General features: G+C 71.1%; 10 protein-coding genes. 6 read left to right on the top strand and 4 right to left on the bottom strand.

The annotated features are described in order from the left end of the window. Positions 1–41 precede the first annotated feature (41 nt). On the top strand, positions 42–377 hold the full coding sequence (locus AB0I12_RS03500; protein WP_359923938.1) for a hypothetical protein: 336 nt from the start codon (positions 42–44) through the stop codon (positions 375–377). Here the strand turns inward: AB0I12_RS03500 and AB0I12_RS03495 are convergent. The 3 genes from AB0I12_RS03495 to AB0I12_RS03485 all read right to left on the bottom strand — a co-directional run bounded on the left by AB0I12_RS03495 (position 374) and on the right by AB0I12_RS03485 (position 8,996). Then, the gene (locus tag AB0I12_RS03495) at positions 374–2,425 is read right to left on the bottom strand and encodes a transglycosylase domain-containing protein (RefSeq protein WP_359923935.1); all 2,052 of its coding nucleotides are present in this window, start codon (positions 2,423–2,425) and stop codon (positions 374–376) included. The genes AB0I12_RS03500 and AB0I12_RS03495 overlap by 4 nt on opposite strands. A gap of 78 nt (positions 2,426–2,503) precedes the next feature. Then, positions 2,504–8,020: a carboxyl transferase domain-containing protein gene (locus AB0I12_RS03490; protein WP_359923933.1), complete on the bottom strand. Its 5,517-nt coding sequence runs from the start codon at positions 8,018–8,020 to the stop codon at positions 2,504–2,506. Positions 8,021–8,096: 76 nt separating this feature from the next. Beyond that, complete coding sequence (locus AB0I12_RS03485) at positions 8,097–8,996, bottom strand: LLM class flavin-dependent oxidoreductase (protein WP_359923931.1); 900 nt, start codon at positions 8,994–8,996, stop codon at positions 8,097–8,099. A gap of 62 nt (positions 8,997–9,058) precedes the next feature. Between AB0I12_RS03485 and AB0I12_RS03480 the strand changes: the two genes are divergently transcribed. Continuing rightward, on the top strand, positions 9,059–10,438 hold the full coding sequence (locus AB0I12_RS03480; protein ID WP_359923928.1) for an FAD-binding oxidoreductase: 1,380 nt from the start codon (positions 9,059–9,061) through the stop codon (positions 10,436–10,438). Here the strand turns inward: AB0I12_RS03480 and AB0I12_RS03475 are convergent. Then, the gene (locus tag AB0I12_RS03475; RefSeq protein ID WP_359923927.1) at positions 10,381–11,265 is read right to left on the bottom strand and encodes an NAD(P)-dependent oxidoreductase; all 885 of its coding nucleotides are present in this window, start codon (positions 11,263–11,265) and stop codon (positions 10,381–10,383) included. The two genes, AB0I12_RS03480 and AB0I12_RS03475, sit on opposite strands and share 58 nt — an antisense overlap. A gap of 68 nt (positions 11,266–11,333) precedes the next feature. On the opposite strand from AB0I12_RS03475, the gene AB0I12_RS03470 reads away from it, so the two are divergent. From AB0I12_RS03470 to AB0I12_RS03455, 4 genes are all read left to right on the top strand, one after another. Beyond that, positions 11,334–12,473 carry a pyridoxal phosphate-dependent aminotransferase gene (locus AB0I12_RS03470; RefSeq protein ID WP_359923924.1) on the top strand — a complete coding sequence of 380 codons (1,140 nt, stop codon included), beginning with the start codon at positions 11,334–11,336 and terminating at the stop codon, positions 12,471–12,473. A 70-nt stretch (positions 12,474–12,543) separates the two neighbouring features. Continuing rightward, positions 12,544–12,792, top strand: coding sequence for a hypothetical protein (locus AB0I12_RS03465; RefSeq protein ID WP_359923921.1), 249 nt, complete (start codon positions 12,544–12,546; stop codon positions 12,790–12,792). Between the two features lie 6 nt (positions 12,793–12,798). Continuing rightward, a complete protein-coding gene (locus AB0I12_RS03460; RefSeq protein WP_359923919.1) occupies positions 12,799–13,008 on the top strand; it encodes a hypothetical protein in 210 nt (69 codons plus the stop codon). 7 nt (positions 13,009–13,015) lie between these two features. Next, positions 13,016–13,747, top strand: a complete 732-nt coding sequence (locus AB0I12_RS03455; protein WP_359923918.1) for an alanyl-tRNA editing protein — start codon at positions 13,016–13,018, stop codon at positions 13,745–13,747. Positions 13,748–13,768 lie beyond the last annotated feature (21 nt).

Here is a 13,768-nt window from a genome sequence, read left to right as displayed (position 1 = left end):
AAGACTAGAACATGTGTTCGACGAAGCGGTAATCTGAAAACATGCTTGGTCGGTTCACGGTTCGGCCGTCCGACGACGGATCCACTGGATTCGGCGTCTGGGACGGTGCGGTCAACGGGTGGCGTGCAACAGGTATCGGCGACGAGGCGAAGGCGCGGGAGCTCGCCGCCGATCTCGACGTGCAGTACGACGCCCACGGCCCTCGGGCGGCGGATGCCGTGCGGCACGTCGACCCCGCGCAACCGGTGCAGCGGGCGACCTGGTCCACCGGCGAGCTGGACGTCTGGATCCGCGACAACGGCGTCTGGCTGGGCCGGTTCCGCGACAAGGACGGGCGGATCACCTGGGTGCCGGGCACGGACCTCAGGCCGCTCTAGCCGGGCGGCTTCGGCTTGGCGGCGTCGGCGGGCTGGGGGTTCGGGTCGCCGATCAGGCGTTTCGGCGGCGCGACGAAGTGCTCGGCGGGCAGGCCGCGGAGGGCGCCCTGCATGGCGGTCTTCCAGAGCGGGCCGGCGGTGCCGGAGCCGGTCGGGTCGGCGATGTCCTGGCCGTTCAGCGTGTGCCGGTACATCAGGTTGGTGTACGGCAGGTTGGCGTCGGCGACCACCGCCGCCGCGGCCAGGTTCGGGGTGTACCCGGCGTACCAGACGGCCAGGTTCTCCTGGATCGTTCCGGTCTTGCCCGCCATGTCACGGGTGCCGAACCGCAGCCGGCCGCCCGTCCCGCCCGGCATCATCACCGCGCTCAGCACCCGGTTCACGCCGTCCGCGACCGCCCGCGGGAGGACCTGCTTGCAGTCGTACCCGGGGCCCGGGACCGGGCGCCAGGACTTGTCCCGCACGGACGTGACGACGATCGGCGTGCAGTACTTCCCGCGCGCCGCGAACGTGGCGTACGCGTTCGACAGCATCAGCGGTGTCACGTACCCGACACCGAGCGTCATCGAGATCACCTGGTCGAGCGGCTGGCCGGTCTGGCCGTTGTACATCCCGAGCTCGGCCGCGACCGTGGCGACCGCGCACAGCCCGGTCCGCTGCGACAGCTGCAGGAAGTAGGTGTTCGTCGAGAACCGCGCGGCCTCGACCATGGTCAGGTTGCCGCTGTGCGTCGAGTTCTTCGGCCGGTACGTCGGGTCGCGCGTCCAGCCGTGGCAGGTCCGGAACTTCTTGTTGCTCAGATCGATCTGCTGCGGCGAGTTGATCCGGTAGTCCATCGGGATGCCCTGGGACAGCGCCGCGGCGATCGTGAACGCTTTCATCGTCGAGCCGTTCTGGAATCCGCCGTACCCGCCGGCGTAGGACTTCTCGACGTTGTAGTTGTAGTTCGTGTGGAACTTCCCGTTGCCGTACGGGCGGCTCTGCACCATCGCCTTCACCAGGCCGGTGCCGGGCTCGACGATCGTGATCGCGGCGATCGCGGAGTCGGTGCGCTTGCTGTGCTCCTCGATCGACGCCTGCGCCGCCGCCTGGATCCGCGGGTCGATCGAGGTCCGGATCAGCAGCCCGCCGGTCTTCAGGTAATGGTCGCGGTCCTTCACGGTCGCGCCGAGCGCCGGGTTCGCGAGCAGCTTGGAGACCACGTAGTCGCAGTAGAACGGGTACCGCGAGTTGGCGCACCCGTTCGGCACCGGCTCGACCTTCGCCAGGTCGATCACGGGCGTCTTCAGCGCCTGGTTCGCCTGGTGCACGGTGACGACGCCGAGCTCCAGCATGCGTTTGATCACCACGTCCCGGCGGGCCTTGGCGCGGGCCAGGTCGTTGGTCGGGTCGTACCCGGTCGGGTTCTTCACCAGTCCGGCCAGCATCGCGGCCTGCGGCAGCGTGAGATCGGCGGCGGAGGTCCGGAAGTAGTGCTGGGCCGCGGTCTGGATGCCGTACGTCCCGTCGCCGAAGTTCGCCAGGTTCAGGTACCGCTCGAGGATCTCGTCCTTGGACAGCTCGCTCTCGACCGCGATCGCGTACCGCAGCTCGGTGAGCTTGCGCTGGTACGAGACCTCGGTGGCCTTGGCCCGCTCGGCCGCCGTCTTCGCCTTCTCGACCAGGCTCATCTTCACGTACTGCTGGGTGATGCTCGACCCGCCCTGCTGCACCTCGCCGCCGGTCTGGTTGCGCACCATCGCCCGCACGGTGCCCTTCAGGTCGAGCGCGCCGTGGTCGTAGAAACGGGAGTCCTCGATCGCCACGATCGCCTTGCGCATGATCGGGCTGACCGAGCTCAGCGGCACCGGCACCCGGTTCTGCTCGTACAACGTGGCGACCAGCGTGCCGTCCGCGGCCAGGATCCGGCTGCGGACGGCCAGCGGGTCGCTCTCGAACTCGCGCGGCAGGCTCTGCACGGTCTCGGCGACCTGCTCCGAGCCGCGTCCGGCGAAGCCGGCGAACGGGATCACGAGCCCCGCCGCCAGCGCACCCGAAAGTACGCTCACGCCGATGAACAGAATCAACGACCGAGCCTTACTGCGACCGCCCCTGCCGGTACGCACCCTTCCAGGCTAGACGAGTGATCAAGCTCCGGGTACCCCGGAATTGATTGCCTCGATCAACTTCGGCCGCAGTTCCCGGGCACTGATCACCGCGTCGACCGACCCCACGTCGCGGGCCCGCTCGATGCTGTGCACCCGGTCGAACTCGGCCGCGACCTCGCCCAGTTTCTCCGCCCGGACGACGGTTCGCACGTCCGCGAGCTCCGTGGCCAGCGCCGCGCGCTCCGCTCCCGAGGCCTCGCCGACGCGCTCGGCCAGCGATGCCACCCGCGGATCCGCGGCGGTCCGCGCGTCGACCTCGGCCGCGAACACGACCGCCGCCGCCGGCGCGCCGCCGAGCACCGACGCGAACGAGCCCTCCACCGCGAGCACGGTCATCGACGGGTTCAGCGACTTCGAGAACACCACGAACGCGCCGCCGTGGTACCGCGACACGACGCAGAACACGATCGGCCCGCGGAAGTTCACCATCGCGCGCCCGATCTCGGCGCCGTACTCGAGCTGCAGGTTCCGCATCGAGTCCGGCGACCCGTCGAACCCGGACAGGTTCGCGAGCACCACCAGCGGCCGGTTCCCGCTGGCCGAGTTGATCGCCCGGGCGACCTTCTTCGACGACCGCGGGAACAGCGTGCCGGCGGTGTAGGTGTCCGGCCCGTCGGTGGGCGGGAACCCGCGCCGCGGCACCGATCGGGACTCGATCCCGACCAGGCACACCGGGAACCCGCCGAGCCGTGCGTCCTGCACGACCGCGGTGTCGGCGTCGGCCATCCCCGCCCAGCGCTCCAGCACCGGGTGGTCCTGGTCGGTGACGGCCCGCATCAGCGTCCGGATGTCGAACGCCTTCTTCCGGTCCGGGTTGGTCGCCGCCGAGAAGATCTCGCCGATCGTCTTGAAGTCGCTCCCGGCCACCTCGTGCGGGTACGGCGTGACGTCGCGATCCGCCGGGTCCGACGTCTCCGCCCGCCGCGGCCCGCGCTCCCCCGGCACGACGTACGTGTGGTCGTAGTACGTCATCAGCACGTCCCGGGCGCCCTTCAGGTCCGGCGCCCAGTACTGCGCCTGGCCGTTCGGGCCCATCACCCGGTCGTAGCCGCCGATGCCGAAGTTGTCCTCGGCCGAGACACTGCCGGAGAAGTCGAGCGTTTGCTTGCCGGTCAGCACCATCGCGCTGTCCGGCGTCATCACCAGGATGCCCTTGGTGTGCATCAGCATCGTCGCCTCGGCGTTCCAGTACGGCTGCGCGCCGACGTTGATACCCGCGACCACGACATTGATCTCGCCGCCGGCCTGGGTGAACTCGACGATCCGCTTGAGCGCCTTGGCGACCCAGTCCATGTTCTCGGTGCCGGAGTCCATCGAGATCCGGGCGCCCGCGGACAGCGAGTACCACTCGACCGGGACCCGCATCCGCTCGGCCAGGTCGAGGGCCGCGATGATCCGCGAGCACTCCGCCTCGGCCACCGCGCCGAGCGCCTTGGTCGGGTCGCCGCTCATCGCGACCCGGGTGACGCCGTCCGGGTACCGGTCGGTCGGGGTGCTGACGATGCCGACGATGATGCCGGCCTTGTTCAGGCCCTTCGGCCGGTCCACCGGGACCAGGTTGCCGCTGTCGTCCAGGTCGTGCTCGACGAACGAGCCGCCCTGACCGGCGACCATGCCGCTGACCTCGTACGGGTAGATCGTGTTCCGCCGCCGGGAGCGCTGCACCTTCTGCGCGTAGTCGTCGAGCGGCAGCAGCCGGCCGGTCGGCGGCTCCTCGATCGACGTCACGACCCCGGCGCCGTGCTGGTAGTAGAACCGCGCCGCGACCGGGTTGACCGAGCCGTCCGGCGCCGCGACGTCGCCCTGCACCAGGACCTCCTCGATCCCGGCGCCGGCGGTCATCGGGGCGATGTTGCGCTGCAGCGCGGTCACCTCGTCGACCTGGACGTTCACCACCGGCCAGATCTGCACCCAGACGTGGTTCATGTCGAGCTTCGCGCCGGCCGCGCCGCGCGCGGTACGGGCCCGGCGGATCGCCTCCAGGCAGTTCGAGATCGCGCGCTCCGCGTGCGGCAGCGACGTGACCTGGCCGTCCTCGTCCCGGGCGACCGCGAACTGGCGGACCTGCGCCAACGCGACGAGCCTCCGGTCGGCCTCGTTGTCGCGGGCGACGCAGTAGTAGAGCAGCACGTCCTCCGGCGCGTCCAGCCGGGTGATCCGGAAGTCGCGCAGCCGCCAGAGGTTCAGGCGGCGGCCGACCATCGGGTGCACGCCGCGGACGTTGTCGTCCTCGGCCATCGACCCGCCGGCCGGCCGGTAGGTGAAGTACGAGACCGGGCGGCCCTGTCCCGGGGCGACCGCGACCGAGATCCGCCGGACCCGCTGGGCGATCGGCAGGTCGGCGACCATCCGGCGGTACAGGTCCGAGGCCTCCTGCTGCCACTCGGGCAGGTCCGGGCCGTACAGGTACAGCTCGAGGACGGCCTCGTGGCCCGCCGTCCGGGCCTCGATCCGGTCGGTCAGCGCACGCGACAGGCCGCTGTCCCGGTCGGCCAGCTCGGCGACCGTGCCGACCGTCGTGACCAGGTGGCTCGGGCGGTCGTCGATCGTGTAGTCGGCAGTCGCGAACGGCCGCCCGTCGACGGCGAATTCGCGCAGGTCGTGCAGTTCGTACTCGCGGTAGTGCCGCCGGACGAGCACCTCGAGCATCGGCTCCCGCTCGCCCCAGCCGTGCTCCAGCCGCTCGGCGAGGAACCGGACGATCGGTTCCGGGATCGCGGCCAGCGCGTCGATCCGGCGCTGCCGGTCCGGCGAGTCCGGGTGCGCGGCCAGGTCGGCGACCTCGTCGCCCACGCCAGCGATGATCGAGGCCCGCTCGGCGTCGACCTGGGGCTGGTCGAACCAGCGGAACCGCACGCTCCGGGCCAGGTCCCCGACGACCGGGAAGCGCAGCTGCGTGGCCAGCACCAGCCGGTCGAGCAGCTCGTGCACGGCCTCGTCCAGCGGCGCGTCCGGCAGCGGCTCGGCGATCCACCGCTGCAGCACCGACGTCACCAGCAGGACGTCGGGAGTCGAGCGCTGCTGTGCCAGGAAGATCCGGAAGACTGCCTCCTCCAGCTCCGGGCTGCGCTCCAGCCCGGTCACGCCGTAGTGGCTCAGCACGCGGGTCAGGCGGGCCTGGAACTCGGCCGGCAGCCCGCCGCGGTCCGGATCCAGGCTCTGCAGGTAGGTGTAGAAGTACTCGCGCGGGCTGTGCACCCGGTTCTCGAGGGTGGTGTCCGTGCCGGCCGGCCGGTTGCGGCTCAGCTCGGCGAAGTCCGCGAACACCGTCAGCAGCTCGATCTCGGCGCCCACCGGCGGCTCGGAGCGCTGGTGCGCGAGCTCCGACCGCGCGGACAGGTAGTCGGCCAGCATGCCGCCCTCGTCCTGCGGGTCGATGTCGAAGCCGAGCAGCATGCTCCGCAGATCGTCCAGCCCGCGCTCCACCCGCTCGGCCGCGGACTTCTCCCCGGTCCCGTTCGGCAGATCGAGCTGTACGCCGTTGTGGACCGGAGCCACTTCCTCTACGGCAGCGTCGTCCGCCACCGGCTCCAGCCGGATGAGCGGCGCGCCCGTCTCCACCTGGCTGCCGGTCGAGACCAGCAGCTCCTTCACGGTCGCCTTGAACGGCGCGTACAGCACCGTCTCCATCTTCATGCTCTCGAGCACGAGCACCGGAGCGCCGGCCTCGATCTCGGCCCCGGTCTGCACCGGCGTCGCCACCACGAGCGCCGGCGCGGGCGACCGCAGTACGCCGCCCTCGTCCCGGCTCACGCGGTGCGTGACACCGTCGACCTCGACCAGGTGCACCGGGCCGTGCGTCGCGGTCACCAGCCGGAACCGCTGCCCGCCGACGACCAGCCGGCCGCGGTAGTCGTCCAGCCGCTCCAGCTCGGCGTCCACCACCTTCAGGTGCTCGTTGCCGTTACCGACGCCGACCCGGAACCGCTCCGGCCCGATCCGCGCGACCGTCACCCGGTAGCTCGCGCCACGCAGCTTCAGGTCGATCGCGCGGCCGACCTCGTGCTGGACCTGCGGACGGCCGCCGTGCGCGGTCTCCAGCAGCCGGGTCCGCTCGACCTGCTCGGCGTCCTCGTACCCCTCGATCGCCGCCGCGACCAGCGCGACGCCCGAGTGCCGGTGCGAGACCAGCCGACCCTCGCCGCGGACCCGGTCGATCCAGCCGGTGTCCGCACTGCCGTCGATCACCTCGGGCTGGTCGAGCAGCTCGAGGATGAAGCTCTTGTTGGTCGCGCCGCCCTCGATCAGCACTGTCGTCGCCTGCATGGCGCGCCGCAGCCGCGCCAGCGCCTCCTCGCGGGTCCGCCCGTACCCGATCACCTTCGCGATCATCGAGTCGAAGTCGGCCGGGATGCTGTCCCCGGCGCTCACCCCGGTGTCGACCCGGATGCCCGGGCCGGCCGGCAGGTCCAGGACGACGATCCGGCCGGGCGACGGGGCGAAGTCGCGGTCCGGGTCCTCGGCGTTCAGCCGGGCCTCGACCGCGTGCCCGCTCTCCACCGGCCGGGCGCCTTCCAGCCGGCCGCCGGACGCGACGTGCAGCTGCGCCTTCACCAGGTCGAACCCGGTGGTCAGCTCGGTGATCGGGTGCTCGACCTGCAGCCGGGTGTTCACCTCGAGGAACGCGAACGACTTCTCGCCCGGGTGGTACAGGAACTCGACCGTCGCGGCCCCGCGGTACCCGACCGCGATCGCCAGCCGCTCCGCCGACGCCTTCAGGTCCTCGACCTGCGACGCGGACAGCAGCGGCGACGCCGACTCCTCGATCACCTTCTGGTTGCGGCGCTGCACCGAGCAGTCCCGGACGCCGAGCGCCCACGCCGTCCCCTCGCCGTCGGCGATCACCTGGACCTCGACGTGCCGGGCGCCGGTGACGAGGCGCTCCAGGAACACCACGCCGCTGCCGAAGGCGCGCGCGGCCTCCTCACTGGTCCGCGCGTACGCGTCGGACAGCTCGTCGGCGGAGCCGACCATCCGGATCCCGCGGCCACCGCCGCCGGCCGTTGCCTTCAGCATCAACGGGTAGCCGATCCGGTCGGCGGCCTCGAGCGCGGCATCGAGCGACTCGACCGCTCCGCGGCTCCACGGCGCGACCGGGACGCCGACCTCCTCGGCGATCAGCTTCGAGCCGATCTTGTCGCCGAGCTTGCGCATCGCCGCGGCCGACGGGCCGATGAACGTGACGCCGATCCGGTCGCACAGCTCGGCGAACGCGGGGTCCTCGGCAACGAATCCCCAGCCGACCCAGGCGGCGTCCGCACCGGTCTCGCGTAGCGCGCGCTCCAGCACCCCCAGGTCGAGGTACGGGCGGGCCGACGCCGGGCCGAGCGGGTAGGTGATGTCCGCGGCCCGCACGAAGGTCGCGGTGCGCTCGCCGTCGGTGAACAAGGCCACGGTCTCGATCGGGTCACCGCCTTCGGCGTTGACTTCCCGGACCGCGTTGATCAGCCGCATCGCGGCCTCACCCCGGTTCACGATTGCGATACGCTTGAACATCGACCGCCTCCATGTCGCACCCTGCCTTGTATTGCTGGGATCGCCAGCTCTGGCACAGGTTTTCAGCACATCACCGTTACCGTCGAGTCGGCCCCCTGTTCAGGCGTGTTTCGACCTCTGGTACGACGTCTCGCGCGAACCGGATCGTCTGCTCCAGGGGGTCGGCTTCCGGCCAGAACACGAACGCCCGGAACGGCTGCCGCGTGACCAGCTCGGTGACGAAGTCCGCCCACTGTCCCGGCGTCCCCCGCAACGGAGCGTCACCGTGCGTCGTGTCGGTGTCACCCGGCCCGTCGGTCACCGTGCCGACGATCTGCGCGATCCGCAGCACGTCGGCCGGATCGCGGCCCGCCGCCTTGGCCGCCTCGTCGATGATCGCGTTCGCGGGCGCCAGGTCCTGGTACGGCAGGTAGCTCGGGATCGGCGCCGCCCAGCCGTCGGCCAGCCGCCCCGTCAGCCGCAGCGACCGCGGGCCGATCGAGCCGATCCAGATGCCGATGTCGTGCGGCGGCGCCGGGACGGGGCGGGTGTTCACCGCGTAGTACTTGCCCTCCGCAACCACTCGCTCGGCGCCGGACCACAGCCGCCGCAGCAGGCCGATCCCTTCCTCCAAGGCCTCGATCGCCTCGCCCGGCGTCCGGTCCGGACCGCCGAACCCCTTGATCGCGCGCGGGATGCCGCCGGCCCCGAGGCCGAGCTCGAACCGTCCGCCGGACACCCGGTCGAGCGTCGCCGCCAGGTTCGCGAGCATCGTCGGCGGACGCAGCGGCAACGGCGTCACGTCGGGGAAGAACCGCACCCGCTCGGTGCGGCTCATCAGGTCCCCGATCACCGCCATCGCGTCGAGCTGCGCCGGAGCGTACGGGTGGTCCTGCACACCGACGTACGTCAGGCCGCCCTCCTCCGCGGCGGCCACGACCTCGCGGTGTTCGGCGAGGTCCGGGGTCGGTGTCACCTGTACTCCGAAATCAACCATGTCTCGAGCATGACCCCAGGGTGCGGAAAACTGCGCGGCAGGGCTCATGGGAGGGGACTGACGTGACGGATGCGTTGATCGAGCGGCTGCGGGGCGAGGTCGCGGGACCGGTGCTGGCGCCGGGTGACGAGGGGTACGCCGAGGAGCTGTCCGGGTTCAACCTGGCGGTGACGCACACGCCGGACGTCGTGGTCGGGCTGACGTCCGAGGACGACGCGGTCGCGGTCGTGCGGTCAGCGGCGGCGACCGGTACGCCGGTCCGCGTGCTGGCGACCGGCCACGGCATCCCGAACCCGATCCGGGACGGCATCGTCGTGACGACCGGCCGGATGACCGGCGTGACCGTGGACGCCGAGGCGCAGGTCGCGCACATCGCCGCGGGCAGCCGCTGGGCCGAGGTGGTCGCGGCGGCCGCACCGCACGGGCTGGCGCCGATCACCGGCGCGTCCGACGCGGTCGGCTGCATCGGGTACACGCTCGGCGGCGGGCTCGGCCCGCTCGCCCGGACGTACGGCTTCTCGTCCGACTGGGCCCGCGGCTTCCGGGTCGTGACCGCGGCCGGCGAGGTCGTGACCGCGAACGAGACCGAGCATGCGGACCTCTTCTGGGCGTTGCGCGGCGGCAAGGGCGGCTTCGGCATCGTCACCGCGATGGACTTCGGGCTGGTCGAGCTGGGCACCCTCTACGGCGGCTCGGTGTTCTTCGACGCCGAGTACATCGCGCCCGCCCTGACCACCTGGGCCGAGTGGACCAAAACGCTGCCGGAGAGCGCCAACACGTCGGTCGTGATCCTGCGGCTGCCGCCGCTGGAGTTCATCCCGGAGCCGTTGCGCGGCAAGACGGTGCTGAGCGTGCGGTTCGCGTACGTCGGCGCCGCGGCCGACGGGAAGGCGCTCTTCCAGCCGATCCGGGACGCCGGCACGACGCTGATCGACGCCGTCGGCGAGATGCCGGCGAGCGACATCGCGCTGATCCACAACGACCCGAAGGACCCGACGCCCGCCTGGGACCGCGGGCTGATGCTCGACGAGCTGGACGCCGAGTTCGTCACCGCGTTCCTGGAGGTGGCCGGCCCGGACCAGCAGCTCCCGCTGGTCGCGGTCGAGCTGCGGCACCTCGGCGGCGCCACCGAGCGCGACGTCCCGGAGGGCAGCGCGGTCGGCGGCCGCAGCGGTGCCGGCACGCTGACGATGATCGGCGTACCGGACCCGAACCTGTTCGAGAAGGTGCTGCCGGCAACGGTCGACGCGGTGCTCGGCCGGCTCGAGCCGTGGGTGTGCACGGAGACCACGGTGAACTTCGCCGGCGGCTTCGCGCTGCCCGGGTCGTACCAGGCGTCGTGGCCGGCCGACACGTTCGCGCGGCTGGCCGACGTCCGCGCGGCCTACGACCCGGACTCGCTCTTCCCGTTCGGGCCCCGCCAGGAGAACTCGGGCTCGTAGCCGAGCAGGCGGCGCGCCTTCTCGATCGACAGCAGGGTGTCGTTCGGGCCGAACGGCCGCTTCACCGGAACGCCGGGGAACACCTCGGCGAGCAGCTCCTCGTTCGGCCGGGACATCACCGTGTCGGCGTTCGCGACGATGAACACGTCCGTCCCGGTCACGTCGTACTCGAGCGACTTCCGGACGGCCTGCGCGCCGTCGCGGGCGGCGATGTACCCCCAGAGGTTCCACTTGCGCGCGTGCGCGTCCGCGTCGAACCCGGGGAACCGGGCGTAGTCCTCCGGGTACATCACGTTCGAGAAGCGCAGGCCGATCAGCTTCAGGTCCGGGTGCCACCGGCACAACTGCCGGGCCAGCTCCTCCTCGAGCGTCTTGACCAGCGAGTAGGTGCTGTTCGGCCGCGGCGGGTAGTCCTCGTCCACGGGCACGTACGGCGGGAACTCGTCGAACGGCAGCCCGAGCACGGTCTCGCTGGACGCCCAGACGATGTTCCGGACACCGGCCCGCAGCGCGGCCGAGAACACGTTGTACGTCACGGTCATGTTGTTGTGGAAGGTCGCCGCGTTCGGCCGCAGCCCCGGCGCCGGGATCGCGGCGAGGTGCACCACCGCGTCGACGCCGTCGTGCCGGTCGTCGATACCGGCGATCGCCTCGTAGGTCTGACCGAAATCGGTCAGGTCCACGCGTGTCGACGTCACATCGGCCCGGGCCGGTGCAGCCTGGTCGAGAGCGACCACGTCCCAGCCGTGGTCCGCCAGGTGGTCGACGACGGCCTTGCCGAGCTTGCCGCTACTTCCGGTGACCGCTACCCGCCTCGCCTCGTTCACGCCGAGATCATCGCACTAATGTGTGACATGCCACCGTGGAAGGACACATCGTGAAACTTGCTGGCCGGATGGATCGGTTGGGAACCGAGTCGGCGTTCGAGGTGCTCGCCAAGGCGAAGGCCCTGGAGGCCCGGGGACGCGAGATCGTGCACCTGGAGATCGGCGAACCCGACTTCGACACGCCGCCGCACGTGATCGCGGCCGCGCAACAGGCCCTCGACAAGGGGTTCACGCACTACGTCCCGGCGCCCGGCATCCCCGAGTTGCGGACCGCGGTCGCGGACTTCCTCGGCCGCACGAACCGGCTGACCACGACGCCCGACCGGGTGCTGATCACCCCGGGCGCGAAGCCGATCATGTTCTTCACGATCCTGGCGCTCTGCGAGGAGGGCGACGAGGTCCTCTACCCGGACCCCGGCTTCCCGATGTACGCGTCGATCACGTCGTTCGCCGGTGCGACGCCGGTGCCGGTACCGCTGCGCGAGGAGAACGGGTTCGTCATCGATCCCGACGAGCTGCGGTCGCTGGTGACGGACCGGACCAAGCTGCTCATCCTCAACTCCCCGCACAACCCGTGCGGCAGCGCGTCGACGCCGGAGCAGCTGCAGGCGATCGCCGAGATCGCGATCGAGCACGACCTGGTCGTGCTCAGCGACGAGGTCTACTGGGCGCTGCGGTACGACGGGGAGCACCACAGCGTGCTCGACCTGGACGGCATGGCGTCGCGGACGATCCTGCTCGACGGCTGGTCGAAGACGTTCGCGATGACCGGCTGGCGACTGGGGTTCGGCGTGTTCCCCGAGCCGCTGGTCGAGCCGGTGACCCGGCTGATGATCAACTCGGTCTCGTGTACGTCGGCGTTCAGCCAGCACGCCGCGATCGCCGCCCTCGAAGGTCCTTGGGACGACGTCGACCGGATGCTCGAGGCGTTCCGCGAGCGGCGTGAGGTGATCGTGTCCGGGCTCAACGCCGTACCGGGCGTGTCGTGCGTGGAGCCGGGCGGAGCGTTCTACGCCTTCCCGAACATCACTGAGCTCGGCGTCTCCGCCGCCACCCTGGCCGACCGCCTGCTCGACGAGGCCGGCGTCGCCTGCCTGCCCGGCACGTCGTTCGGCACGTACGGCGAGGGCCACCTGCGCTTCTCGTACGCGAACTCGGTCGAGAACATCCGCCGCGCCCTCGACGCCTTCACGACTCTCGTGCGCTGACCGCCATCAGCCAGTCGGCGCCCACCACCCGGTAGCCGAGCCGGTACAGACCACGCAGGATGCCGGGCACATGCTTGGCGCCGTACACCACAGCCACCTCGAGCTCCTCGTCGCCGCGGTCCCGGACCACTTCCGCGACCGCCGCGACAGCACGGTCGTCGCGACGGTCGAGCAGCAGGTCGAAGAAGCGGTCCCACTCCGCGCCGCGCAGCTCCTCCTGCCGGGTCGGCAGGTCGTCGACCTCGATGTCAGCCCGGACTCCGCATCGGCCGGCAACACCCGGTACGTCATGGTCATCCCCTCGACCGCCGAGGACTGACCCTGGATGCCTTCGACGACGAGCAGGTCGCACCTCCGCAGCCGCGCCTCGACGTCGCGGAAGAACTGCGGCTCGGCCACGTGCAGCATCGGGAAGATCACGATCGCCGGTCCCCCGCCGCGCTTGGTCAGCCGCAGTACGGCGGACCGGGTGCCGACGATGCTGTTCTCGATGATCTGCATGTCCCCATCCCCCAACGGCCGTGTGGCACAGTGAGCTGATCATGACTGATCAGCACGGGCACACCCATCGGCTCGACCTCGACGACGCGTCCGTCCGGGAGTGGGACGCGACGGTGGTCGGCTCGGATCCCGAACGCGGGATCGTGCTCGACCGGTCCGCGTTCTACCCGGGTGGCGGCGGGCAGCCGCCGGACCAGGGGGTGCTGCTGTGGGGCGGCGTCCGGACCCGGATCGTCGGGACCACCAAGGGTGACGACCTGTATCTCGTACCGCACGAAGACGACCCGGTCCCGCCGGCCGGGACCGCCGTCCGCGGGGCGCTCGACGACGAACGGCGTACCCAGCTGATGCGGACGCACTCCGGCCTGCACGTGCTGACCGGGGTGGTGTTCCGCGACTTCGGCGCCCTCGTCACCGGCGGGAACATGGAGCCGCTGTCGGCGCGGATGGACTTCGACCTGGCCGAGGTGCCGCCGGACTTCAAGGACCGGGTCGCCGAGGCGGTGAACGCGGAGATCCGCACCGACCGCCGGATCACGGTTAGCAACTTGCCGCGCGACGAGGCGTTCGCGATCCCGGACATCATCCGGACCGCGACCAACCTGCTCCCGCCCGATCTCGAAGTGGTCCGGATCGTCGACATCGCCGGCCTCGACACCCAGGCCGACGGCGGCACCCACGTCGCCTCTACCGCGCTGATCGGCCGCATGGAGGTCGTCAAGATGGAGAGCAAGGGCCGCGGCTTCCGGCGCCTCCGGGTGCGGATCGTCTGAGATCGTCCGAACCGGCCGACG

Source organism: Kribbella sp. NPDC050459 (assembly GCF_040655315.1).
Taxonomy (GTDB): Bacteria; Actinomycetota; Actinomycetes; order Propionibacteriales; family Kribbellaceae; genus Kribbella.
Note: the sequence above shows the minus strand (reverse complement) of the source record. Positions and strands in the feature narration are given on the sequence as shown.

Coding starts and splice junctions, on each gene's coding strand:
- AB0I12_RS03500 (WP_359923938.1), top strand. CDS start 42: ATGCTTGGTCGGTTCACGGTTCGGCCGTCCGACGACGGATCCACTGGA.
- AB0I12_RS03490 (WP_359923933.1), bottom strand. CDS start 8,020: ATGTTCAAGCGTATCGCAATCGTGAACCGGGGTGAGGCCGCGATGCGG.
- AB0I12_RS03485 (WP_359923931.1), bottom strand. CDS start 8,996: ATGGTTGATTTCGGAGTACAGGTGACACCGACCCCGGACCTCGCCGAA.
- AB0I12_RS03470 (WP_359923924.1), top strand. CDS start 11,334: ATGGATCGGTTGGGAACCGAGTCGGCGTTCGAGGTGCTCGCCAAGGCG.
- AB0I12_RS03465 (WP_359923921.1), top strand. CDS start 12,544: ATGCTTGGCGCCGTACACCACAGCCACCTCGAGCTCCTCGTCGCCGCG.
- AB0I12_RS03460 (WP_359923919.1), top strand. CDS start 12,799: ATGCCTTCGACGACGAGCAGGTCGCACCTCCGCAGCCGCGCCTCGACG.
- AB0I12_RS03455 (WP_359923918.1), top strand. CDS start 13,016: ATGACTGATCAGCACGGGCACACCCATCGGCTCGACCTCGACGACGCG.